This is a genomic window from Erwinia sp. Eh17-17, from assembly GCF_039675725.1.
GTDB lineage: Bacteria > Pseudomonadota > Gammaproteobacteria > Enterobacterales > Enterobacteriaceae > Erwinia.
In genome coordinates, this window is the sequence record NZ_JBDFQT010000011.1 from 67,049 (window position 1) to 91,551 (window position 24,503).

Below are 24,503 nucleotides of genomic sequence, written 5' to 3' on the forward strand. Positions count from 1 at the left end.
AATGAACACCCTTTTATCTTCTCTGGACACCCCCGGCAAACTGCCCGTATCTGCTCTGCTCGCCCTTGCCGTGGCGGGTTTTATTACCATCCTCACAGAGGCTCTTCCGGCCGGTATGCTGCCAGCGATTGCTGCCAGCCTGAAGATCTCGCAGTCCCTGGCCGGTCAGCTGGTGACCGTCTACGCCGTCGGTTCGCTGCTGGCAGCTATTCCTTTAACACTGGCCACACAGCGTCTGCGACGGCGGCCCCTGCTGTTGAGTGCCATTGCCGGCTTTGCCGTTGCCAATACTCTGACTGCGCTGTCTCATGACTACCTGTTGACGTTGGCAGCCCGTTTTATTGCTGGCATTTCGGCAGGCCTGCTCTGGGCATTAATTGCCGGTTACGCCGCCAGAATGGTACACAACTCTATGAAAGGTCGGGCAATTGCCCTGGCGATGGTGGGCACACCGCTGGCTCTGTCGCTGGGTATCCCACTGGGTACCTGGATCAGTCAGATTGTTGGCTGGCGCACCTGCTTCATGGCAATCAGCCTGCTAACACTGTTTCTGATCGGCTGGGTCATCACCAGCGTACCCGATTTCCCCGGACAGAACGTCAGGCAGCAGCGCCTGTTGCCGGTACTGTTGCTGCCCGGAGTCCGCCCGATACTGCTGGTCACGCTGATATTCGTACTGGCACACAATATTCTTTACACCTACATTTCACCCTTCCTGCATCGTGCGGGTATGGGCAACAATATCAGTACCATCCTGTTGATATTTGGCCTGACGTCACTGATGGGAATCGCGGCCGTCGGCACACGCGTCGATCGCAGACTGAGAGAATTATCGCTGGTGGCGACCGCGCTGTTTGCTCTGTCGGCGCTGGCGCTGATATGGAACCACCCGTTCATCATTTATGCTGCCACAGGGATCTGGGGACTGGCCTTCGGCGGCGCTCCAGCGCTGTTTCAGACCGCGCTGGCCAAAAGTAGCGGAGAGGCGGCTGACGTTGCTCAGTCCATGCTGGTGACGGCCTGGAACCTGGCCATTGCAGGAGGTGGTGTACTGGGGGCAGCGATACTTAACAGTGTCGGGCCAGCAGGTTTTCCCCCGGTGTTATTGCTCCTGCTGCTGCTATGCTGGACCATTATCCGGGGTGCGCACCAGCACGGATTCCCTGGCGCAGACCACCGTTAGTCAATCACCACAATGCCCAGCCGTTCAACCAGAAAACTCACTTGGGCACTGTCCAGTTTAACCCCCTCCAGATCGGTATTACGAAGATCGAGCTCGCTGGTGATAGAACGCGTCAGGTCGCAGTGGGTGAAGTCGGCCGAACGCCAGTCAAAGGCGCTGAACTCACCCCCGGAAAGGTCGGAACCGCTGAAGCTGGCGCCCAGCACGTTGGTCCCCACCCAGCGGTTCTCCCACAGCTCGCACTTCTCCAGTACCGCCTTGGAAAAATTGGCGTAGCTGAGGTTAGTTTTGGTGATAAACGCACTGCAGAACCAGCTTTTTGTGGTGATCATATTCATAAAGCTGGTCCCGCGAAAATCGGCACCCTGCGCCCGGCACTCACTGATTTCGATGCCAAGGGCCTGAGCCGAGCGGAACGTGTTCATAGACAGGTCACAATGTTTAAAACTCGCGTCTCTCAGCGTTGCGCGGCTGAAATTGCAGCCCTGTTCGCTTTCCCTGTCGTAGAACTGGCAGTGAATAAAGCGCGTGTCGGTGAGATCGACGCCGGAAAAATCACAGTTGATAAACTGTCCATTTTCAACAACGCTGCCGGTAAACTGGCTAGTGCTGAATGTTTTATTACGATAAACCGGTGACGTTGTCATGCTAAGGCTCCATGTATAACAGCGCGCGCTCATCGAGCTGCAGTTTTTCGCCAGGATAGCGATGTTCCAGCACGTGATAGGACTCTGCGGCAATGATACGCTCAATACTGTCGGAGAGCGCATTCAGGGCCAGCTGCATTTGCGGCAGGTAATTGTGGGTGTCGTACACCCTGTCAATTCCTTCCAGGGCGTGGTTCATAATCTTACGCGCAACGTCGTTTGGCGTATTGAGCGCGGCCAGCCGGGAGCGTGCGCTGCGCCGCAGATCGCGCGTGGTGAACGGCTCAATACCCAGCCCGCGGTCGGCACGTATCATACGTCGAAGCACCTGAGTAATTGCCCCGCGTGACAGCGGCTGTGACAACGTCACGGGTGACGGCACCAGCCAGGGAGATCCCGGCGGGCTGGACTTCATTAGTGCATCAATACAGGTGCGCATAAGGGGCGTCAGAGGCAAGACATGTTCACGCTGCGATTTGTTGCGCGTGCCCTGTCGCCAGAGTCCGGACGTCAGATTGAATTCCTCCTTGCGTGCCTGTACCACTTCATCAGGCCTGCGCGCGGTCAGCAGACAAAGGCGAAGCGCCCAGCGACACTGCTCAGAGAGGTCCCAGGCATCTAAACCGTGCCAGAATACCCACACTTCGGCATCACTTAACGTCCGGTTTCCCGGCGGAGCGCTTCTCCCCGCCACATCACGTTTTTTCATCGCACTGAGCGGCGAGTAGCCGATGTAGCCCTGCATCTCAGCCCAGGCAAAAAACTGCTTACAGAGCGCAAACACGCGGCGCGCTTCTTCTTTTTTACCTTCGGCAATCAGGATATTAAACAGGCGGTTAAGCTGGAGCCGGGTGACATCTGCCACGGGCCGCTGGCCCATTACCGGAAGCACATGGTTAAGCAGTGACGAAATAGCGATTTCGGGACGACGACGGGTCTGTATCAGGGAAAGCCTCACCCAGAGTTTCATGACCTGCAATACGGAACCTGCATCACCGCTGGTTTCCAGCTCAGCCAGTGAGGAGGCCCGCACGGCATTCAGCCAAAGCAGAACATGACGCCCAACATGAGGCGAGGCAATAATCTCAGGATTATGAGATTCAGACATCCTGTAATCCTGAGATTACAAAATCATAGGATTTTTTCATCTTGATTATCCCGCTGAGATAGAGAGGCTGTCGGTGGAAACCCTGATTTTAACGCGTTAAACCCTGTGACTCCAGACTTAATAGGTCTGGAGTCACGAAGAGTGCGTAGCGTTGCCTTTATTCCTGGTTCCGCGACAGAATTGACGAAAGCGTTAATGAGGTGAAAATTACTGCATTACGGACAACCTCAGGTCTGGTCACCAGATGCTGACTATGACGAACAGTATCGGGATGGAGCCCCTTCCAGCACAGTCAGTGGGGATAGCGCCACGATTGCGATCCCGGATTCGTCATTAACAGGCTGACAAAAATCGCAATCTTTTATCAAAGAAGAAAGCTTGCGGAATGAAATAGTTTCACCGGTATCTGCAATACTGCAGTATCACTCTGGAGCTGGACGGAAAGACTTTCAGGAAAAAAGCGAATACTCGTTATTATGGCTCCCTGTAGCAGCAAGCATTGTGATGATTTTAACCCAGAGCAACAGGCCACGGAGGTTAAAGATATTAGCCATCACCCGTCCAGGGTCCGTACTTTTCGCTACAAAGACGCTCGCCTGGTTTATACCTGCTGGAGAAAACCTACCCTGCAATGGGCGGATGGGACGGAGATATATTTAGCGAATAAGTATGTTGTAACTAAAAAGATGACTCCACTCCAGAGCAATAGTCCGTATGAAAAAGTCCCCCGCTACTATAGCAATCCGTGGGTAAAACAAGCTTTATAATCACAGGAGGAAGAGATGATGCTCTCCGCCAGGTCAGAAAAAGACCTGATAGAGAAATATGCACGGCGGTCTACGAATCAACCTGGTTGACGCAATATTTATCAACAGGAGGATGCGGTTAAATTCCTCATTCCCTGCAGTTCTCCCCCCTGATTTATCCTCATTCATTCAATATCGGCTCACCCGGCATAACTAAAACAAGATAAAAAAGGTGATTTATTATGCCAAAAACCCTGTAAAAACCATTAATTACAATACATTGAACACACCACCGCCTTCACGGTATATCAGGAAATACGTTGTTACTATCAGGGATTAAATGGCGTTGTTCTTCCTGCATCCTTACTGACCTTGTTAAGATTTATCCCATAAGTTGTAAATATAGTGACATTGCATCTTCTCGTCAGAGTACTAAAATGATATCCAGGTAACATTTAAACTAACATTTTTCTAATTTAGTGTTTTTTCACTCTTCATTTGTCTGTACACTGAGTCTCGTTATGTCGTTACTAATTTAAACCAACTCACAGGTTACGGATTCCGTTATGAGCGAAACGCTGAAAGTATTAAATAATATTCGCACCCTTCGTGCCCAGTCTCGTGAAGTGTCTTTAGCTGAACTGGAAGAGATGCTGGAGAAACTTGAAGCGGTAGTGAACGAAAGACGTGATTCAGAAGCGGCTATTGCTTCTGAGATTAAAGAGAAAGAAGAGAAGCTGGCTAAATATCGCCAGATGCTGCTGGAAGACGGTATCGATTTAAGCGAACTGACAGCTGCAGATAATTCCACCAGCAAAACACGTGCCAAGCGTGCTCCGCGTCCTGCCAAATATCAATATACTGATGAGAATGGCGAGCAGAAATCATGGACCGGCCAGGGTCGTACCCCGGCAATTATTAAACAGGCACTGGATGCCGGCAAAAAGCTTGAAGATTTCCTGATCAAGTAATTGCCAACCGGCCGCCTGCTGGGCGGCCGGATGATTTATTCCTCCTGTAACAGCGTCTGCTGATATAACCTGCTCAGTAATTCCACCAGCTTTTCTGCATGGTGCTTTTCCGTTTTCCATGAACTAACACTGATACGTAAAGCCACCTGTCCCTTCCACACGGTTCCGGCAAACCACGCTTCACCCGACGCCTGTAATGCCTCACGCACCCGCTGGGTATGTGCATCATCCTTAGTCCGAAACAAAACCTGATTAATCATTACCCGGTTCAGTACGTCGTACCCGGCTGTCTGTAATCCGGCACTGATATCACGAGCCAGCTCACAGTGGCGTTCTACCATTGCGGCGACACCGTCACGCCCGAGCGTGCGCAACGCCGCCCAGACCGGAATACCACGCGGACGGCGGGAGAATTCCAGGGTCAGATTTTTTTGTGCGTCCTGCGCCGCGACAGAATAGACCGCATCTGCATTCATCGCCGTGGCAAGCGCAGCGGGATGCCGGCAAATCGCCATCGCACAGTCATACGGCGTATTCAGCCATTTGTGTCCGTCGGTAGTCCAGCTGTCCGCCAGTTCGACCCCGGCCGTCAGACTTTTCAACCCCGAGGCACGCGCCCAGAGGCCAAACGCGCCATCCACATGTACCCATGCTCCGGCAGCGTTTGCCACTGGAATTATCGTCGCAAAATCATCAAATTCGCCGGTGTTCACTTCACCGGCCTGTAAACAGAGGATGGTACGTTCATCAAGAGGGGGCAGGCATGTTGCATCAATCTGTCCCCGATGATTAACCGGGACGACCTGCAAATGACGCAGCCCAAAGCCCAGCACGCGCAACGCTTTTTTTACGGTGATGTGTGTCAGTGCGGAAACCACCACGCTGATTTCCGGCGCACCGGTCAACCCCTCCTGGTCCACATCCCATCCCTGTCGCTGCAACAGCTCACGCCGCGCCGTCACCAGGCAACTCAGCGTACAAGCCGTGGCGCTGGTTCCAAACCCGACGGCACTTTCGCGCGGCAGATCGAGCACCTCCAGCAGCCAGCGCCCGGCAAGCTGCTCAAGCGTGGCGGATACCGGGGAGTTATCCCAGCCGGAGGCGCACTGATCCCAGGCAATCATCAGCCGTTCGGCCGCCGAAGCCACCGGTAGCGATGCGCCAATCACAAAACCAAAATAGTTTGGCCCGTTAGATGCCGTGGTGGCAGGCGAACCCGCCTCATCCAGCAACGCCAGTGTCTGCTCTGCCGGCAGCCCCTGTTGTGGAAAGTCTTCATCAAAGCGCGCCAGTCCGGCCAGCGCAGCGGCATCGGGAAAAACCCGGCGCGTAGCCAGTGAGGCACTGTAGTTCAGTGCGCGCGCATCGGCCGCCGTCAGCAGTTCAAATTCCGTCATGGCTTACCTCTTCTTGTTGAAAATTGTCCAGAAAATCAGCGCCAGCAGGCTGACGGCGGCACCTGACAGGCACACTGCCCCCCAGCCCCCCCAGGCAAATGCCTGGGTAGCAATCATTGCACCGGCACCGCTACCGACGGAATAAAACAGCATATAACCGGCAATCAGCCGGCCACCGGCATCCTCCTCGCTGGCGAAAATCAGGCTCTGGCTGATAACGTGCAGCGCCTGACCGGCCGCATCCAGCAGCAGGATCCCGGCAATCAGAAATACTAACGAACCGGCACCCAGCCAAAGCGGCAGCCAGCTCAGTAACAGCAACATCAGTGCCACTGCGCTGGTACGCTCTGCCAGCCCGCTGTCAGCCCAGCGCCCGGCGCGGCTGGCGATCAGCGCACTGAAGGCACCCACCAGCCCCAGCGCGCCAATCTGGCCGTGCGTCAGCTGCCACGGAGGGGAGCGTAGCAGCAGCACCAGCGCACTCCAGAAAATATTAAAACTGGCAAACATCAACAGCGCCAGCACCCCGCGCACCTGCAATACCCGGTTGGTTCGCAGCAGCTGCCACAGTGAATGTAACACCTGCGTCCAGCGTGCGGGCGCCGCACGCGGTAAATCAGGCAGCCGGTACCACAGGATTGCCGCCAGCACCGTCATCAGTAGCGCAGAACTGACGTAAACCCCACGCCAGCCAGTGATATCCGACACGCCACCGGCCACCGCCCGCGCCAGTAGCAGCCCGATCACCACCCCACCGGAAACGGTTCCCACCACTCGCCCGCGCATTTCAGGGCTGGAGGCGGTAGCTGCATAAGCGATCATCCCCTGGGTCATCGCTGTGCCGAACATCCCAATGAGTAACATCGCCAACAACAGCATCAATGAGCTGGACGTCACGCTGACCAGCAGCAATGCGACAATCAATCCGGCCAGCTGACAGCGCATCAGCCAGCGGCGGTTAACCACATCACCAAGTGGAACCAGCAGCAGCAGCGACAGCCCACAGCCGACCTGAGTAGCGAAAATGACCCCACCCACAGCAGCAGGACTGATTGAAAAAGCGATTGCCAGCGCATCCAGCAGCGGCTGTGCGTAGTAAACATTGGCCACGCTCAGTCCGCAGGCACAGGCAAACAACCCCACCTGCCAGGAGGTTAAACCCACACCTTCTGCTCTTTTTTCTGCCACGGTCGTCATTTCGCCTCCAGGTGGTTTCAAATTAAAACCATTTGCAGCCTGCCCGAAGTAGTTTTAAAATGCAACCACATTCATCACTGAGGATTGCACCATGACTGAACGCATGTCTCTGAGCCAGTCATCCTGCCCGGTAGCCCGCAGCGTTGATCTGATTGGCGATCGCTGGCTGTTGATGATTCTGCGCGATGCTTTTGACGGCATTCGCCGTTACAGCGAGTTTCAGCGCAGTCTCGGTGTGGCGCGTAATATTCTCGCCGATAGGTTGAAAAAACTGGTGGAGGCAGGATTATTGCAGGTACAACCTGCTTCAGATGGCTCAGCCTGGCAGGAGTATGTACTGACAGAGCGGGCTAACGATCTGTTTCCGCTGATGGTTTCCCTGCAGCAGTTTGGCGAGCAGTATCTGTTTTCCGCTGATGAAACCCACTCCGATCTACTGGAAATTACCAGCGGAAAACCGCTGGCACCACTGCGTGTTCGCAATCAGCAGGGAGATGTGATCACTCCGGAAAAAACTCGCGTGCAAAAAATCAGCTAATCATTATGCGTGAAGCCGCCCGATGCGCGTGAAGGTTAAATACATTCAGATAGCCGGATGATAGCCATTTCCGTCAGGCCACGGCGTCAGCAGGTCAAACCCTTCTGCCGTCACCGCAACGGTGTGTTCCCACTGAGCAGAGAGCGAACCGTCCTGCGTTACCACCGTCCAGTCGTCCGACAGCACGTCGGTATCATCCTTTCCGGCATTGATCATCGGCTCAATGGTAAAAATCATCCCCGGTCTGAGCCGCATCCCGGTGCCCGCTTTACCATAGTGCAGCACATCGGGTGTGTCGTGATAGACCCGACCAATCCCGTGACCGCAATAGTCTTTCACCACCGAGAACCCGGCCTTTTCCGCCACCTGCTGGATTGCCGCGCCCACGTCGCCCAGTCGCGCCCCCGGCCGCACGGCGCGGATCCCCGCCAGCATCGACAGATACGTAACGTCAACCAGGCGACGAGCCTGTGCCGAAGGTTCCCCGACGAAGTACATGCGGCTGGTATCGCCGAACCAGCCATCGTTGATCACCGCAACGTCGATATTGACGATGTCGCCGTCCTTCAGCGTTTTATTATCCGGGATTCCGTGGCAGACCACGTGATTAACCGAGGTACAGAGCGTCCGGGTATAGCCATGGTAGCCAATATTTGCCGGGATCACGCCTAACTCATGCACGATAAAATCATGGCAGCGGCGGTCCAGTTCATCGGTGGTTACACCGGGGCGCACAAAAGGGATAATCATTGCCAGGACCTGTGCTGCGGCATGACCCGCCGAGCGCGCGCGTTCGATTTCTTCCGCTGTGTGGAGAGTAACCATATTATTCAAACCGCCTTTTCGTTCAACAGATCGCCGCTCAGGATGCGGGTAATATCCATCCCCCCCTCCAGTTCGGTCAGCACCAGCGCTCTGGCCAACTGATGATGGGTAAGATTGGGATAAAGTTCGGCCAGCATGCCGATTTTCAGCCAGTGTTCTGCCTGCGAATTAATCGACCGACTCATCGACTGGCTGGCGATGCGCAGATTCTCATGCATCAGATCAGAAATTTTGACGATTCCCATACCACACCTATACGAAACATATATGTAACGTATACTGCCATGATTTTCAGGGGACGGCTACTGGGAAAGGAACAGGATCTGATCGAGGATACCTGTTAGTTTTATACAAGCTTTACCGGGAGGCGGTTATTTCGCGACAAATTGATCCTGGCGGGGCACTCCGGCAGAGGGAGATATCGGGTCTGCCACAGTAAGAAAACCCAGAACCAGAAACCTTTATGTTTAAGGGATTTAATGAATTACACAAAAAAATTTAATGCCGTATGCATTGAATGCATCGACGAAGATGATGTACTTACGCTGGCGGTGGGTGATGACAAGCACTGTCCTGAAAACTTCTTCATCATCAGCAAATTTGATGAAGAAAACCTGTCGACTGATGATTGCATTGGATTTCAGAGCGAGTCCACGCCCTTTGAAATTCCATCGGCCATAGAAAGTGTTGAACTCAGTTGTCGTGATCTGGTGATTACATTAAATGACGACGCAGCAAAAATAGCAGGATTTAAAAAAACCCAGGCCCTGTTAAATCAGGCAGAAGATATAAATAAAATTAAAGAGTATTTACAGGCTATTTTTGAAGACAGCCGTGCTCAGTGCATTCTGAAATAGAATTTTTCAGAATGAATATGACAGCCTGTTGCCAGGGACTGCCATGCCGGCATCCAGTGGCGACTGTCGATGAGCCTTTTTATTATCGAGTTCGGTGACCGCCTGAGTGACCGCCTTTGATAGGGTCATTAAGCATGTTCACAACGATCCTTTATATCCGTCTTTTACAACCACAGCCGCCCACGCCTGCCCGTGTTAAACCGCCACTTCACTGCACATTGGGAAGTGATGCTTGCTTCACATACTCAGACAATATTTTCGATGCTTCATCTATGCGGTCATGAGAGAGTTTGTAGAACACCCAGTTTTTTATCCGTTTCGACGTCACCAACCCGGTTTTTGAAAGATAGTGAAGATGGCCTGTAACTGTAGGCTGACTCAACCCGATTTTTTCGGTGATGAATCCTACACAAACACCATCCTCGACTAAGTCGCCATCCACCTGTTCAGGAAAATGTGACCTTGGGTCGGCAAGCCACCCCACAATCTTCAGCCTGTGTTCATTTCCAAGGGCCCGGAAAATTTCTGACATTAATGTCTTATGCTTGTTCATATAGCCAATCACCTATATAGTTATTTTAATATATAACTTATGGGAGATACTATGACAGACCACAACCAAAGGGCAATGGACAGTGTGACGCTGAGGGACATTTATACGGCTGCTCAGCGAATTAAGAATACGGTACGCAGAACGCCGCTGGAGCATTCTCAGGAACTGTCAGCTCTTGTGGGAGCGGAAGTCCGGCTCAAGATGGAGAGTCTCCAGCTGACCGGAAGCTTTAAGCTGAGAGGAGCCGCAAATCTTCTTGCCAGTCTGGACCCGTTGCAGCGTACCAGTGGCGTTATCGCCCCAACGGCTGGAAATCACGGGTTGGGACTTGCCTGTGCAGGGCAATCTGCAGGTGTACCCGTATCCATATACTTGCCGCAGTCAGCAGATCCAATGAAGGTCTCTTCTATGAAGGGATATGGTGCTCAGGTGACCTTTTTTGCAGATATTGAACACGCCAGACAGGCCGCCATTGTTGCTGCAGAAACGTCTGGCATGACTTTTGTTTCTGCCTACGATAATCCGCATATGATTGCAGGGGGAGGCACCGTCGGTCTTGAGATTATGGAAGACTGGACGGATGTTGAAGTTATTCTCGTAAATATTGGTGGCGGTGGGCTTACCTCCGGCATCGCAACGGCTGTCAAAGCCATAAACCCAGCTGTCGAAGTCTGGGCGATACAAAGTGAAGCCAGTCCAACGTTCGCCAGATGGAAAGAAGCAGGCGAGACTATGCCTGTGGAAATAACATCGTCGATTGCGGAGGGTATCAGTGGCTATATTGAACCAGAGGCGATGACCTGGCCGTTCGTTCGTGACCATGTTGATCGTGTTATCACTGTTACGGAAGCAGAAATCAAATCAGCGATGCTTTTAATGCTTAATCTGCATTGTCACGTTGTAGAACCCTCCGGGGTACCTGCTGTGGCAGGAGCTATTCGTTATAAAAAGGAACTCAGGGGACGCAGAATTGCCTGCGTGGTCAGCGGCAGAAACATATCCGGTTCCCGCTATCTCAGCTTGCTGAATGAAGCCGCAATCTGAGGGAACGCATCAGAAGCACGTTTTACTGTCAGCAGAGCGTGCTTCTGTCCTCAATGATGAACATAAGCAAGGGTACTTACTGAGATGGGGTCAGCCCATAAGGTTATTTTTGTGCCACTGGCAAACTTAATAAAAGGCATTATTCTGCTGCAACAGTCCCTTCGTGCTGGCAAATCCCAAAGTGTTTCTCTAAGGCTTCCCAACCTGCCACGGTGACTTTCAGCGATCTTGATTTACTCGACCGGGTCAGCCACTTTTTCGCTATAAAAGCCGCCAGCAGTGCCGATCCAAGCGGGCCTGCGAGGTGATATTGCCGTTCGGTCCAGTCGAGGCATAGAGGATTATTTCCCGCATGATCTGCGCTGATTTCCACACCTTGCTGTTCAAACCAGCGATACCCCTGAACAGTTAGCACACAGTATTGACCCTCTCCCATGGCAATCAGATCGCGCTTAAGCATCTGCTGCATAATTACTACGCCAATTTGACCGGCTAAATGATCGTAACAACAGCGAGCAAAACGCAGCTCCTTAGCGGAGCGATTTGGTGTAGTTTGCCACTGTGAAGTGACAGGTCCAACCGAGGCCAGACTTTCTAAGAGTTGGGAGATATGTGGCCCGGCCAGGCGATAATAACGATAGCGCCCGACAGAATTCACAACGATCAGCCCGCCTTCGCGCAGTTTTGCAAGATGAAAACTGGCGGTCTGTGCTGTAATTCCGGCGGCCTCTGCCAGAGCACTGGCCGAGAGGGCATCGCCTCCAGAAAGGTGAATGAGCATTATCGCACGCACCGGCTCAGCGATGAGATGGGCCACGACTGAAATGTGAAACTGATTCATTCTGCCGCCGTTAAAAGAGAAATAGGCGTCCTGCGGTGAAAGGACACTTCGATACAGCTCGAATCATTATTTACTGGCCGAAGAGTATAGTCAATTTATCTCATCTATAGTCAATAGCCTCTGCCAATGAATAATACCTCTTCAACTCAAAAATGGTTGCTAGCTGCCACAAGTATCAGTTACATCATCGTGATTATGGATACCTCGATTGTGAACGTGGCACTTGCTCCGCTGGCAGCAACGCTGCACTCATCCATAACCGGACTTCAATGGGTCGTCAGTGCCTACACTGTTACTTTCGCCAGCCTGCTGCTCAGCGGTGGGGCTTTGGGCGATAAACTAGGTGCAAAAAAAGTTTATCTCACCGGTCTTGTGTTATTTGCATTGGCTTCGGCCGGATGTGGCCTTTCACAAACATTATCCACGCTGGTTATCTCAAGAATATTGCAGGGTATTGGCGCAGCCTTACTGGTCCCCGCCTCTCTGGCTTTAATAAACAGTGAGTTTCCGCAATCTCAACAGCGCGCTAAAGCCATCGGTGTCTGGGCTGGGTGCGGTGGAATTGCCATGGCTGCCGGCCCGTTATTTGGCGGTTTACTAATCCATCTATCAGGCTGGCGAAGTATTTTCCTGGTCAATGTCCCCATTGCACTCCTTGGGGTCATGCTGGCAGCGCGTATCCCTGTAATAAAAAAAACTGCCGATGTGGGGCCGATAGATTTTTCAGGGCAGTTAATGGCCATCATCGCGCTGGGATTATCTGTTGCCGTGCTGATTGAAGGTCTCCATCGAGGATGGCATGACCCTTGGATTTGCGGTGGAATACTGGTGGCAGCCCTTGCATGGTTTTTTTTCATTTTTACCGAGCGCACAATCAGTCAACCGATGCTGCCGATGAAGCTCTTTCGCATTGCAGATTTTTCCGCCTCGGTTATCGTCTCACTTGTTTCAGGATTAGTGTTTTATGGCCTGTTTTTTTTGCTCAGCCTGTACTTCGAGACTGAGCGCGGCTGGTCATCGCTGGATACGGGTCTCGCCTTTCTTCCCTTGACCGTACTGGTCACGATGGGCAGTTTTAGCGCTGGAAAACTTAACCGTCGGTTTGGCCCACTGGTGCTGATAGCCGGCTGTTGCGGGCTGTATGCTGCCGGATTCGCAGGCTTAATTTTAGCCGGAGACAATGCACCCTACTGGCGGATTGCGCTCTGCTTCCCTGCCCTCGGTCTTGCCGCGGGGATTATAACACCGGTCGCCACGGCGACGGTTATGGGCTCGATAGTCAAAGAACAGGCAGGAATTGCCGCCGGGGTACTCAACGCCAGCCGACAAATGGGCTCAGTGCTGGGCGTCGCAATCTTTGGCGGATTGCTAAACGCTGTAAAACCTCTCGCGGCCGGTATCTATTTTGCCGCCTGCCTCGCCATTGCCCTGTCACTGCTCGGCGGCCTGTTATGGGTTACCATCCTTAGCAGGGGGTCAGCAAATAAGAAACACACCCCGTGAAAGTATGCACAGATGGCTTATGATCCCATCTATTAAGGGCGGTTCTTGTTAGTGATTCGCGATCGCTACTGGTCGGAGTCGAAGGCATCCAGGACCCTCAGTAGAAAACACTTTCTGACCCGCCAGTTTTAGGAAACGAAGGGTCCAGCGAACTGAGCTCCATTCAGCCTGGCCAGTGCTGGCATGGCGGAAAAGACAAATTTGTCTTTTTTGGGTATCAAGCGTGACGCCATTTTTGAGCTGTAGACATTCTGTACGTGTAGTCACACACATAACTGGCGTGGGAGAGACGGTAAGACCCGCCTCCCTTCCGTACCCCTAACTTATGGCCATTTCCACATCACGACCCGAGACCTATCTCAACAGCATGTCTTTGCCCGTCATCAATCAGCGGAATGGTGTTTCCCGCATGCAACACGCCATTCAGCGTAATCTCATACTCCCCATCGCTACGCGCGGCGTTAATATGATAGTGGCTCTCCCCATGCCGGTAAACGAGGCTTACTGAAAGCCATGCATCAGGCAGTAATGGACGAACCGTTAACCCGTTCCCATGTCGCTGAACACCCAGCAATGTTTCGAGAACTAAACGATATGCCCACCCTGCCGATCCCGTGTACCAGCTCCAGCCCCCCCGGCCAATGTGAGGATCAACGCTGTAAATGTCTGCCGTCATCACGTACGGTTCAACCTTATAGCGCTCCATGTCCTCTGGCATGCGCCCGTGATTAACCGGGTTGATGAGAGACCAGAGCTGCCAGGCACGTTCAACGTTACCATTGCGGGCAAATGCCATGACTGCCCAGATAGCCCCGTGAGTATACTGTCCTCCATTTTCACGTACGCCCGGCAGGTAGCCCTGTATATAACCGGGATTTGGCCCGTTGCCGTCAAATGGCGGAGCGAGCAGTTTTATCAGTCCGGCCTCGTTATCAACCAGCCGCTCATCCAGCATCTTCATGGCCTGTGTGCAACGTTCCACGGACCCAGCGCCGGATAAGACTGCCCAGCTCTGTACAATGGCATCTATCTGGCATTCTTTTGCGACCTGCGATCCCAGCGCTTCACCGCTGTCAAAATATCCCCGGCGATACCATGCTCCGTCCCAGGCTGAAGACTCAATATTGACCTGCAGCTTTGCTGCCTCTTTGCGGCAAAGTATGGCCGTGTCGTTGTCGTGGATCTGATCCGCAAGATGCGCAAACTTCTGTAATACTTCATAAAGGAAGAAGCCCAACCAGACACTTTCGCCCTTACCTTCCAGTCCGACGAGGTTCATCCCATCATTCCAGTCACCTGCGCCCATTAGCGGGATCCCGTGCTGACCAAAACGCAGGCCATGGCGGATGGCTTTTATTCCGTGCTGCCACAGTGTGTCTTCATGGGTACTGATACGAGGCTGTTCGTATACTGACTCTTCGCCGGGCTGTAATATACGTCCCTCAAGGTAGGGCAGACGATGCTCGAGGATGCTGAAGTCACCTGTCGTTTCAACGTAATGGCACATGGACAGAGGTAACCACAGGTAATCATCCGAGCAGCGGGTTCGAACGCCATGGCCTGTCGGAGGATGCCACCAGTGCTGAACGTCTCCCTCGATAAACTGGCGTGATGCGCACAGCAGTATCTGCGCATGAAGACGCTCAGGCGCAGCATGACTGAGAGCCAGTGTATCCTGGAGCTGGTCGCGAAAACCGAATGCACCGCCAGACTGATAGTAACCGCTGCGGGCCATCAGGCGGCATGCAATGGTCTGATACAACAGCCATCCATTGCTCAGTAAATTGACAGCCGGATCGGGAGTGGCTATGACCGTCTGATCGAGAATGCGATGCCAGTAGTCGTGCACCTTTGCCTGCTCATTCCGGGCGGCATCTTCGCTGAGATACTGGTTTATGATTGATTCCGCATCCTGCGGGTTCTGCCCTATGCCGAGTACAAAGACAAACGTCCGCTGATCGCCATCTATCAGCGTGGTTGCAGACTGAACCGCGGCGCACGGATCTAATCCTGCGCCGGTGTTGTCCGACAGTGTTCGCATTTTCAAGCCCGCAGGGGAACGCGGTGAGCCGTTGCGCCCCAGAAACTCACGGCGATCGCCGGTCACAGAGCAGTGCACGCCCGTCACCGCGAAGAAGGCCGTCCTTTCCGAACCATTGCTGCTGTAGAAGTTGTTTGCCAGCACGCCACAGCCTCGCCCTGTGGCCGACTTGCATGTCTCAACATGCATTGCTGATTTGCTGCGCGATTCACCCAGCGTCCATTCCACATACCCGGTAACGGACAATTTTCTCGTGCGGCCCGAAGAGTTACTGAGTACCAGTATCGCAATTTTTACCGGGGCATCTGCTGCCACCAGTACTGTCAGCTCAGTATCAATCCCGGTTTCACGGTGCGTGAAAACGCTGTAGCCAAAGCCGTGACGTGTAAGATAGTGTCCGCTACCGCTAACGGGTAACGTCGTCGGGGACCACACAGCCCCGCTTTCTTCATCCCGCACATAGTACGCCTCACCCGATCGATCGCTGACAGGATCATTTTCCCACGGCGTGAGCCGATATTCATGCGCGTTCTCATACCATGTATACGCCTGACCCGCTTCAGAAATGACGGTACCAAAACCCTCATTGGCCAGCACGTTAGACCAGGGCGCGCGGGTTTTGTTTTTTTCATTCAGCAGTATCTGATACTCCCGCCCATCTTCGGAAAAACCACCAATACCATTGAAAAACAAAAGGTTTAGAGTATCAGGTTCCCACAATGTGTGTTGATTGACCGGAACAGTTGCACCAGGAATAAAAGGCAGCCCTAAGGGATCAGTCGGCTTAAGCCGCTGATTAAGCTGTTCCTCCAGTTCACCAGCACGGTCATCAAGCATGACCTGAGCCACACTGAGCAGCAGAATCCTTTCCTCCTCCAACATATGTGCCCCGTTGCGTACAAAAATCCCGCCATGTCTGTCCATCTGGCTGGCTTCGTTACTGCTCATGATAAGTTCTACAATCTGATTCTGCAGCGCCTGCTGGTAGCCGTCAGAACTGTCGTTAAGGATAACGAGATCCACTGCCAGACCTTTCAGTCGCCAGTAGTGGTGCGCCTGAATAACCCGGGTAACCAGCAGAATGCTTTCATCTCGCGTAACGTTAAGGACAACTATCGGAAGATCCCCTGAAACAGACCATCCCCACAGTCCTGATTGCCCCTTGCGATTTTTGCTGAGTATTTTAGGGCCGGCACGCATTTCAGGGCAGGGAAACAGCACCGCGCTGGCGAGCCGATTAAAGAGTGTGGCGTCATCCTGGTTGGCATTGATCTGTCTCAGAACAACCTGGCTGTGTGACCACGCCAGTTCAAATACGCGGTCGGCGATGGGATGATCGTGATACTTCTCGACCAGGGCGTGGCTTCTCTGGCGGCTTTCGGTCACCCCGTAAATAATATCAACCGTTACGGGCATGCCGGGCTGCAAAATGACGGTGCGCCGGATGGCCAGAATGGGATCCAGTACCGACCCGTCACTGTTGCTCAGTGAACCACTCTGTTCTGCCGAAGCTGCGTTGGACGGTGTTCTTCCACGGCCAAGGAATTTAGCCCGGTCGGTTTCGAAAGAGGTCCCGGCCTCGGTCTGCCCGTGTATGATCACGGCATGCAGCATCCACGGACAGCGCTCATCTGGTGAGCGCGGGCGACGGTGGCACAGGATGGCATGCTGCTCAGGAACCCGCTCGGTCTGAATAAACAAATTACTAAATGCAGGATGCGCCAGGTCGCTCTCGATAGGGGCGAGGACCACTTCCGCGTAGGTAGTGAGCTCAATAGTGCGTGCCTGCTTTCCGCGGTGTAACAACGTGACGCGACGAAGCTCAATGTCATCTTCCGGTGAAACCACAATCTGGGTTTTAACACTGATGGTTCCCGCGAGAAGCCTGAACTCTGCTCCGGCATCGTTGAATACCGCGCTGTAGTGGCTTACTGATCCCCCCTTAGGTTGCCAGGTATTGCTCCAGACCTCACCCGTACAAGGATCGCTGATATAGCAAAACGAGCCCCAGCTATCGCAGGTGGCATCACTGCGCCAGCGGGTTAAGGCTAAATCATTCCAGCTGCTGTATCCCCCGCCAGACTGGGTGATCATCAGGTGATAACTGGAATTAGACAGTAACTGAACTTCCGGGATGATGCTGTCCACGCCGTTAAATTCCCGCGTTTCGTATAAGGCGGGTTTCAGCACCCCTTCGTTATACTCGAAATGACGTCGCGGGCTGTATAACTCAACGGCATCAGGAACACGCTCCTGCAACAGCAGGCGGGCCGACTGAAAGGACGGGCTGGTCATAAACCGGTCTACCATGGCAGAGCCTAGCAGCACGTGAGAAAGCGCCTGAAATGCCATGCCCTGATGGTGCGCCATCCATGAACGCACCAACGCGAATGTCTGGCCGCTGGCAAGACGTGATGGTGTATAGTCCAGCGCTTCATAAAAACCGTACTCCCCCCGAGCACCCTGCATTTCCAGTGTTTGCAGATTTTCGCAGGCCTCAAGAGGTGAAACGACCAACGCCAGCATCGTGGCATAGGGCGCAATGACCATGTCATCCGCAAGCCCCCTGCGCAAGCCCAGTCCCGGAACGCCAAAGGCGTGGTACTGGTAGTTCTGTAGCGCATCAAAGGAGTAATAACCCGATTCAGAAATTCCCCACGGCACGCCACGCTCTTTACCCCAGTCTATCTGGCGTTTTACCGCTGAATGGCTCATCTCTTCCAGTAAACTTCCGGGATAGGTTGGCATGACCAGATTGGGCATCAGATATTCAAACATTGAGCCACTCCACGACATCAGTGCCGTTTCGTTATCAATGGTGGTAAACAGACGGCCCAGCGCGAACCAGCTTTTCAGCGGCAGCTGGTTGGTGGCAATAGCAAGGAAGCTGGTCAGGCGGATTTCAGAGGGCAGCAGGTCATAATGACTGCTATCAAGTTTATCACTATCGCAGTTATAACCCACGCTGAGAAGATGGGTGGATTTATTGTAGAGAAAAACGAAATCCATTCGCGCATGTTCGCTCAGACGGAGTTCGAGTCCGGCAATAATTTTCAGGCGTCTGCGTGCATGGCGGATGGCCGTCTCCGGGGGCATGGTCTCGTCGGTATGTTTTGCATGCGCAAGCCAGGACAACGTGGGGAGTGCGTCACTGTCCCAGGTGGCCGGAAGCCAGCTGAGAAAATGCGTCCACTCGTGGCAGATCAGCACTAACTGGTTATGGAGGTGGCCGAGCCAGCGGCGGACGGGTGAATCTTCAGCGCTGCAAAGGGCGTAAAGACGATGGCACTGCGTCCGCATGAGCTTCAACTCAGTTAAAAGTAATGACGGATGCAGGGCGGCCGCGGTTCGGCAGTGATTATGCAGAAGACGAAGAGGCGTTGGTGCATGCTGTCCCCACAATTTAACGAGGATCCGCAGCGTATCGTCCAGTCCCGACAGTAACCGGGTGCAGTTACAGATCGGCTGGTCAGACAATGCTTTTAAACCTGCGCTGAGGGTTAGCAAATGTCCGGCCATATTACCGCTGTCAACGCTTGAGATATAACGGGGGGTAAGCGGCTCCAGCGTCCGGGTGTCATACCAGTTGTAAAGATGCCCCCGGTAATGCTCCATTTTATCCATGGTATCAAGCGTCAGGGTAATGCGTCGCAGCATATTCCCCTGAGGTATATAGCCAAAGTCACAGGCGGTGAGGGTCGCCATTAGCGACAGACCTATATTGGTTGGCGACGTACGGTGGGCAATGACAGGACGCGGAATTTCCTGATAATTATCCGGCGGCAGCCAGTTTTCTTTATCCGTAACAAAGGTGTCAAAGAATGCCCAGATCTCCCGACTGCTCTGACGCAACAGCCGTTTGTGTTCTGCATTAAAGGTGATTATCCGGCGCGCAGGCTCACGACTCATCCAGCTTAATAACAGCGGGGCAAGCGACCAGAGCACACCGATTTTTAGCGCAATAAGCAGCAGCCCGGAGGAAAAAAAATACGTGAGAAGGATAAGTGCCATTCCGGCTGCAACGTTGAACCACATTGCCCGATAAAAGCGCCCGGGTGAGCGTTTTGCAGACTCTGTGTTCTGGTCAAAACTGGCCCACTGGCTGAGGTTGTTATGGCTTATCCCCAGCCGCCACAGCGTGACGGCAATAGCGTGGAGTGAGTAACCCGCCTCATGCGGAAGGGTGAGGAATCCGAGGCTGATGCGCAACAGGCGTTTCAGCCCGCCGGAAGACACCAGAATCAGATGCTGAAAAAAGGGCCGGCGTGCCGGCTTGCTGATGAGATTGTGGGCCAGGCCCAGCGCGGTAGGAAGTAATAATACCGCGGCCAGAACACCTGCCCAGTATAACGGGTTGGGAACCAGTAAAATGGCACAAAACACCAGAGCCAGTAATGACGGGGCCACCAGACTGCGACGCAAATTATCCAGAAGTTTCCAGCGCGAAAGTATACTCAGCGCATTTCTGTCATGAGTTCCATCTGCTTTTCTGACGTTCAGTCTGAGCCAGTTAAGAAGCTGCCAGTCACCGCGGATCCAGCGTGTTCGCCTTGCCACGTCGGTAAGGTAGTTGTCAGGATACTGCTCATAAAGCAGGACCTCACTGAGCAATCCTGAACGGGCATAACACCCCTCCAGCAAATCATGGCTGAGAACGAGATTTTCAGGGCAGGTGTTGCGGGTGGCGCGCACAAACGTGTCGACCTCGTATATGCCTTTTCCGACAAAAGAACCTTCCCCAAACAGATCCTGATAAATGTCAGACGACATCATGGAATAAGGATCGTTACCGGGCACGCTGCTGCACATCGCCGCATAGCGCCCCTGCCCGTGACGCGGGATTTCTTCCGCCAGCCCGGGTTGCAAAATACCGTAGCCTGACACGACGCGTTGTCTGTCGGGGCAGTAAACCGGATGATTAAGTGGATGCGCCATGGTCGCCACCAGTTTATGGGCGGTATCCCGTGGCAGAACGGTATCGCTGTCCAGCGTGATGATGTACTTAATCCCTGCGGGAGGAACGACCGCCCTGTGCTGCACGTCGTAAAACGGTTCAGCGGCGCCCCTCAGCCAGCTGTTGAGCCTCGACAGTTTGCCGCGTTTACGCTCGTAACCCATCCACACTTTTTCCTGTTCATTCCACTTAGCAGAACGGTGAAGCAGAAAAAAAAGTGGCCGCGAAGCAGAAGCATATTGCCGGTTCAAGCGTTGCACTTGCTCTTCAGCCCTGGACATAAGCGCATCATTTCCCGGTGCAGTTTCTTCTGGAGAATCAGCAAAATCAGTCAGTAATGCAAAGTACAAATTAGCCGTGTTGTTGCCGAGATGACAGACTTCCAGGCTATTGAGCAGCCTGTCTGTACTCTCCCCACTGGTGAGCAGGCAGGGGATAACGACCATCGTCGCAGATTCAGCGGGAATGCCGCCCGAAAAATCCATGCGCGGCAGGGGAAGAGGTGAACGGAATCGGGTCGTCATCTCGTTAAGCAGGTTGACGGCTAACTGGCTTAGCACGACCACAAGCGGCAACGACAGGAAGATCATCGGCCAGGTCATGCCCTGTTCGTGAGTACGGAACAGGACATCGGCGGTGAAAGCCACCGTCAGGAGACCGAGACTGCCTAACCAGGAGAGGAGCGGAGTTTGATTGAAACTGTGGCGTAACCGGACAACCCGCGATGTATTTATCACCAGATGCTGCTCAAGCTGCGGGCGACCGTCTCCGATTAAGTAATACCCCACATGACGCTGTATTTCCTGGAGGTCTGGCGCCTGCGCCATATTTAAAATGCATAGGGCAACCCCGGCTTCGCTGTAGCTGCTCTGTCGGGCAAGCATCTCAATAACATGACGATAGTGGTCGCGGGTATCAAAATGCATTGCCGGATAAATTCCGGAGGGGTCTTTTCGCAGTGTCTGTTCAGCCACGCTCATGTCTTCGGCAAAATCTGCCCAGTTAGTTTCACCTAACAGACGCAGGCCGGTGATGCTGTTACTGACGGAAAGGTGACTTGAGGCCAGTTGCTGATTGAAACGATGAATAACCTGTTCCGTGGTGATGCCTTTTTCTGCCAGACGCTGTTCAACCCAGGTCAGGGGTAATGAGAGCATTTTACCCCGGTCCTGCAGGCGGCGAACCATTTCTGCCACAAACGCACTGCTTAACGGTGGACGTGAACGCGCCATTTCGGCGGTAACCATAATCAAATCCGCCGGCTTGTTTTCAGCACAGTCAGAAATGCGCTTGACCCACATGTCAGCCAGATTACGTTCTTTTTGCGCCTCAGCCACGCAGATGCTGACACGACGCAAATTTTCAATGAGGGCCAGACGTAGCATCCCCGGCAGCGCCCAAAGTTCGCCCAGCGTTAATGGTGTGACCTTTTGATAGGACTGAATATAGTGGGTAAGGCTTGTGGGATCCCATCGCCCATCTGCATGCGCGACAGCTTCAGAAGCGATGTCGTAAATACGAGGGCAGTTATGCGGAGAAGCCAGCGGGGGAAGCCCTTTACCAAAATTTTTCGGCAGATGATGACGAACCACGCGTATCTGCTCTTCGATAAGATAATAGTTATCCAGCAACCATTCACCGGCAGGCGTCATGGCAGCTTTGTCACCTGCATTTAACAAATAACAGTTACTGGTGATAACCGATTCATTATCTTCCAGCCGTTTAAGTAAATAATAAGGTAGCTTTTTACTGGATAATTTATGGGAATGTGCGAGTTTTTGACCATAGCGTTCCATCTGTTCAGCTGAAAACAGCTCAGCTTTGATAGGAATACCGTCCGGAGAGTCAGTATCAGACCCGCAGATTATTTCCGGTGGTTTTTTAAGTGACTTACGTGCAGTAACCCACTTTTTAATGTTTATTTTCATGGAGTTGCTCATCAGGCGATGTAAACGCTCAGGAGCAGTTGTTCAATCAGATCAGAAACGTTCTCTCAGGATGGGGTGTCAGGCATCAGGGATTTAACAGCTGCAGAAATTATCGTTAAATTATAGGTCGCTTATACCCGTTTGTCTGGCGGGCTCGTCAACTGTGCGTGCAGTGAAAAATAATTAATCTGGAACAACAAAGAGTGATTTACACTTTGGACAGATCAATGCCTGCCCCTGACGAATTTTACTGGCAGGCTGTGAAGATTTTTCTCCACAAATCGGGCAAGTGACTTTATCGTTCAGTGCATTTGCAAAGCGCTTTATTACGGACTCCAGGAAAGACATAATAATCGGCCTGTCAGGAAATGAAGCTCATCGTAACATGTACTGAAAAAATGACGCACAGTTATCCTTGTGCCGCTATCGATGCCGCCACCAGTTATGGCTTTGCCATTTTTTCTGCCCCATTTTGATAATTAACAGCGTGAATTCATATTTAGCCTCCATTTTATTTTCGGATAATAATGTTTAAACCACACCGATCATAAGAATAAACCTCTGCTACCGTTAGCTTTACGGATGACAATAAAAAATGCACTTTCCACTGAGGACCATGCCTGTTAAATCAAATAACATTACGCCTCCCTGGTCTGTTTATAAAAAATATTCTGTTAATTGATAGGGTTAAAAAACGCTGTTAAATGAATTTCTGTAACTCTCTGATGAAAAGTGAAAATGTTGCGGGGCCAGCTCCTGTCCCGACAGGCCTGCCGCCTGCTGCACGATATGCTCAGGCAACGGCACGCAGAAGGAAAGATTCACGAGAAGCCTCGCATCATAAATGTCCCGGTAATCCTTCACAAAAATTCGTTGATTTTCAGAGCCACTATTTTAAGAGAACAGATATTTAAGTGTTTAAGTTAAAATTATTCAGATCCACTGATTCCTGAAGGTTTAAATAATTCACTTAACCGGGGGATAAGACTGTCGCTGTCACGCAGACAGGATCCATTATTTACACTTACATTATCTCGTTTTCAGAGGTAAAAATAATATATTAATTTCATTTTTTTATTTAATTGATTGTAATCATAGGCTTGTAAAACAGGTTGATTATTACTAAAAATGGGCTACAATCACTTGCCGGCCAGATAAGTGCCTTTCCTTTTTAATGGGGAACGATCTCATCAAAACAGCACCCTCTCAGACTGGCTAAAAGCTATCTTCACCTGAATTCATTAACATCACGCTGGGTATATTTTTTAATTTAAAAAAATAAAGATCTTATTTAAAATACATACAGCAACATTTTATCTTAATATGACATTTAAGGTCGATATTTTAATGTAGCAGTAATGGCGCTACGTTCCGCCCATGATTTTTACAGATGGGGATATCATAGTCTGATTTTAATTCCTGACATTTCATTAATCCGTGCAATGCAATATTGATTTATTTTTTACAGCAAAGAAAGTTAATGTTTAAAGACCGCCTGTAAAACTTATCGTTATTTTCGATGGTAATTTAAAAAATTAAAGGGGCGAAATGGAAAAGATAAATCTATATAGAAAACTCGACAGATGGTCTGGAATAAAATTTGACCACGTCAAGGTAATAAAAAAAAGTAATATTGACATAAAGAATGAAGGCGGTGATTTATATGCTTGTGATATAAGTGAAACCCGTGCCCAGCTTTTCATCTGCCATCTTTCTTCAGATACAAATCCGGACGACGTTGTAGCTATGTACAATAACTGGGTTAAGGAATATAGCAAAAAAATTAAGCCTCATAGAAACCTGCCTGAAAGCAAAAAGTAAGCGTAACTGAGGCCGTCATTAAAATTTTTTTCATTGCCTGTTTTTGATATTTTCACTCCAGTAACGGAGACAGGCAAATGATGGAAGAAAAGAAACTCAAAGCGGTAACAGAGTGGCAAAACCCACCTCTGCCTTCACTGTACCCCATTGTTTATATTGATGTTATCGTGGTGTGATCGCCTCACGGCGGCAGCGGGATTAACAAAGCAGTATTCCTGGCGCCGGGCATTAATACCGAAGTCCAGAAAGAACTGTTGGGCATGAGGCTGGCAGAAAACGAGGGGGAAAGTTCTGGTTCAGTGTGCTGACAGCGCTTTATCAGGTCGCTGAACAGCGTTATCAGTGCAGC

At 51.9% G+C, this 24,503-nt stretch carries 16 protein-coding genes and 1 pseudogene; 8 read left to right on the forward strand and 9 right to left on the reverse strand.

The window, feature by feature from the left end:
* Position 1 precedes the first annotated feature (1 nt).
* Complete coding sequence (locus ABEH87_RS19940) at positions 2 to 1,183, forward strand: MFS transporter (protein WP_346578943.1); 1,182 nt, start codon at positions 2 to 4, stop codon at positions 1,181 to 1,183.
* Here ABEH87_RS19940 and ABEH87_RS19945 read toward each other — a convergent pair.
* Together ABEH87_RS19945 and ABEH87_RS19950 are read right to left on the reverse strand one after the other, a co-directional pair.
* Positions 1,180 to 1,830, reverse strand: coding sequence for a Qnr family pentapeptide repeat protein (locus ABEH87_RS19945; protein ID WP_346578945.1), 651 nt, complete (start codon positions 1,828 to 1,830; stop codon positions 1,180 to 1,182). The genes ABEH87_RS19940 and ABEH87_RS19945 overlap by 4 nt on opposite strands.
* 1 nt (position 1,831) lies before the next feature.
* The gene (locus ABEH87_RS19950; RefSeq protein WP_346578946.1) at positions 1,832 to 2,938 is read right to left on the reverse strand and encodes a site-specific integrase; all 1,107 of its coding nucleotides are present in this window, start codon (positions 2,936 to 2,938) and stop codon (positions 1,832 to 1,834) included.
* Positions 2,939 to 4,250: 1,312 nt separating this feature from the next.
* Between ABEH87_RS19950 and ABEH87_RS19955 the strand changes: the two genes are divergently transcribed.
* On the forward strand, positions 4,251 to 4,655 hold the full coding sequence (locus ABEH87_RS19955; protein WP_346578948.1) for an H-NS family nucleoid-associated regulatory protein: 405 nt from the start codon (positions 4,251 to 4,253) through the stop codon (positions 4,653 to 4,655).
* A 35-nt stretch (positions 4,656 to 4,690) separates the two neighbouring features.
* Here ABEH87_RS19955 and ABEH87_RS19960 read toward each other — a convergent pair whose 3' ends face one another.
* The gene (locus ABEH87_RS19960; RefSeq protein ID WP_346578950.1) at positions 4,691 to 6,052 is read right to left on the reverse strand and encodes a pyridoxal-dependent decarboxylase; all 1,362 of its coding nucleotides are present in this window, start codon (positions 6,050 to 6,052) and stop codon (positions 4,691 to 4,693) included.
* Positions 6,053 to 6,055: 3 nt separating this feature from the next.
* Positions 6,056 to 7,249: an MFS transporter gene (locus ABEH87_RS19965; protein ID WP_346578951.1), complete on the reverse strand. Its 1,194-nt coding sequence runs from the start codon at positions 7,247 to 7,249 to the stop codon at positions 6,056 to 6,058.
* Positions 7,250 to 7,340: 91 nt separating this feature from the next.
* Between ABEH87_RS19965 and ABEH87_RS19970 the strand changes: the two genes are divergently transcribed.
* Positions 7,341 to 7,787, forward strand: coding sequence for a helix-turn-helix domain-containing protein (locus ABEH87_RS19970; protein ID WP_346578953.1), 447 nt, complete (start codon positions 7,341 to 7,343; stop codon positions 7,785 to 7,787).
* A 45-nt stretch (positions 7,788 to 7,832) separates the two neighbouring features.
* Here ABEH87_RS19970 and map read toward each other — a convergent pair whose 3' ends face one another.
* Together map and ABEH87_RS19980 are read right to left on the reverse strand one after the other, a co-directional pair.
* Entirely contained in the window at positions 7,833 to 8,612 is a 780-nt protein-coding gene (gene map, locus ABEH87_RS19975; RefSeq protein WP_346578954.1) for a type I methionyl aminopeptidase, read from the reverse strand.
* A gap of 5 nt (positions 8,613 to 8,617) precedes the next feature.
* Entirely contained in the window at positions 8,618 to 8,857 is a 240-nt protein-coding gene (locus ABEH87_RS19980; RefSeq protein WP_346578956.1) for a ParD-like family protein, read from the reverse strand.
* Positions 8,858 to 9,091: 234 nt separating this feature from the next.
* Here ABEH87_RS19980 and ABEH87_RS19985 point away from each other — a divergent pair, with 234 nt between their 5' ends.
* Complete coding sequence (locus ABEH87_RS19985; RefSeq protein WP_346578957.1) at positions 9,092 to 9,469, forward strand: hypothetical protein; 378 nt, start codon at positions 9,092 to 9,094, stop codon at positions 9,467 to 9,469.
* A 208-nt stretch (positions 9,470 to 9,677) separates the two neighbouring features.
* Here ABEH87_RS19985 and ABEH87_RS19990 read toward each other — a convergent pair whose 3' ends face one another.
* Complete coding sequence (locus ABEH87_RS19990; protein ID WP_346578959.1) at positions 9,678 to 10,022, reverse strand: metalloregulator ArsR/SmtB family transcription factor; 345 nt, start codon at positions 10,020 to 10,022, stop codon at positions 9,678 to 9,680.
* A gap of 51 nt (positions 10,023 to 10,073) precedes the next feature.
* Between ABEH87_RS19990 and ABEH87_RS19995 the strand changes: the two genes are divergently transcribed.
* A complete protein-coding gene (locus tag ABEH87_RS19995; RefSeq protein ID WP_346578961.1) occupies positions 10,074 to 11,066 on the forward strand; it encodes a threonine/serine dehydratase in 993 nt (330 codons plus the stop codon).
* A 139-nt stretch (positions 11,067 to 11,205) separates the two neighbouring features.
* Here the strand turns inward: ABEH87_RS19995 and ABEH87_RS20000 are convergent, their stop codons facing one another.
* On the reverse strand, positions 11,206 to 11,907 hold the full coding sequence (locus tag ABEH87_RS20000) for a helix-turn-helix transcriptional regulator (RefSeq protein ID WP_346578963.1): 702 nt from the start codon (positions 11,905 to 11,907) through the stop codon (positions 11,206 to 11,208).
* Between the two features lie 126 nt (positions 11,908 to 12,033).
* Here ABEH87_RS20000 and ABEH87_RS20005 point away from each other — a divergent pair, with 126 nt between their 5' ends.
* A complete protein-coding gene (locus ABEH87_RS20005) occupies positions 12,034 to 13,410 on the forward strand; it encodes an MFS transporter (protein WP_346578965.1) in 1,377 nt (458 codons plus the stop codon).
* A gap of 340 nt (positions 13,411 to 13,750) precedes the next feature.
* Here ABEH87_RS20005 and ABEH87_RS20010 read toward each other — a convergent pair whose 3' ends face one another.
* Complete coding sequence (locus ABEH87_RS20010) at positions 13,751 to 22,201, reverse strand: glucoamylase family protein (protein WP_346578997.1); 8,451 nt, start codon at positions 22,199 to 22,201, stop codon at positions 13,751 to 13,753.
* A gap of 1,680 nt (positions 22,202 to 23,881) precedes the next feature.
* Between ABEH87_RS20010 and ABEH87_RS20015 the strand changes: the two genes are divergently transcribed.
* A complete protein-coding gene (locus tag ABEH87_RS20015; protein ID WP_346578966.1) occupies positions 23,882 to 24,154 on the forward strand; it encodes a hypothetical protein in 273 nt (90 codons plus the stop codon).
* A gap of 98 nt (positions 24,155 to 24,252) precedes the next feature.
* Positions 24,253 to 24,470 (forward strand): annotated as a pseudogene (locus tag ABEH87_RS20020) (transposase); the annotation flags it as partial.
* Positions 24,471 to 24,503 lie beyond the last annotated feature (33 nt).

Bases quoted from the DNA above. Each gene is read 5' to 3' on its own strand.
- ABEH87_RS20010 (WP_346578997.1), bottom strand. From the start codon at position 22,201: ATGGAACGCTATGGTCAAAAACTCGCACATTCCCATAAATTATCCAGT.
- ABEH87_RS20015 (WP_346578966.1), top strand. From the start codon at position 23,882: ATGGAAAAGATAAATCTATATAGAAAACTCGACAGATGGTCTGGAATA.
- ABEH87_RS20000 (WP_346578963.1), bottom strand. From the start codon at position 11,907: ATGAATCAGTTTCACATTTCAGTCGTGGCCCATCTCATCGCTGAGCCG.
- map (WP_346578954.1), bottom strand. From the start codon at position 8,612: ATGGTTACTCTCCACACAGCGGAAGAAATCGAACGCGCGCGCTCGGCG.
- ABEH87_RS19965 (WP_346578951.1), bottom strand. From the start codon at position 7,249: ATGACGACCGTGGCAGAAAAAAGAGCAGAAGGTGTGGGTTTAACCTCC.
- ABEH87_RS19995 (WP_346578961.1), top strand. From the start codon at position 10,074: ATGACAGACCACAACCAAAGGGCAATGGACAGTGTGACGCTGAGGGAC.
- ABEH87_RS19955 (WP_346578948.1), top strand. From the start codon at position 4,251: ATGAGCGAAACGCTGAAAGTATTAAATAATATTCGCACCCTTCGTGCC.
- ABEH87_RS19970 (WP_346578953.1), top strand. From the start codon at position 7,341: ATGACTGAACGCATGTCTCTGAGCCAGTCATCCTGCCCGGTAGCCCGC.
- ABEH87_RS19990 (WP_346578959.1), bottom strand. From the start codon at position 10,022: ATGAACAAGCATAAGACATTAATGTCAGAAATTTTCCGGGCCCTTGGA.
- ABEH87_RS19940 (WP_346578943.1), top strand. From the start codon at position 2: ATGAACACCCTTTTATCTTCTCTGGACACCCCCGGCAAACTGCCCGTA.
- ABEH87_RS19950 (WP_346578946.1), bottom strand. From the start codon at position 2,938: ATGTCTGAATCTCATAATCCTGAGATTATTGCCTCGCCTCATGTTGGG.
- ABEH87_RS20005 (WP_346578965.1), top strand. From the start codon at position 12,034: ATGAATAATACCTCTTCAACTCAAAAATGGTTGCTAGCTGCCACAAGT.
- ABEH87_RS19980 (WP_346578956.1), bottom strand. From the start codon at position 8,857: ATGGGAATCGTCAAAATTTCTGATCTGATGCATGAGAATCTGCGCATC.
- ABEH87_RS19945 (WP_346578945.1), bottom strand. From the start codon at position 1,830: ATGACAACGTCACCGGTTTATCGTAATAAAACATTCAGCACTAGCCAG.
- ABEH87_RS19985 (WP_346578957.1), top strand. From the start codon at position 9,092: ATGAATTACACAAAAAAATTTAATGCCGTATGCATTGAATGCATCGAC.
- ABEH87_RS19960 (WP_346578950.1), bottom strand. From the start codon at position 6,052: ATGACGGAATTTGAACTGCTGACGGCGGCCGATGCGCGCGCACTGAAC.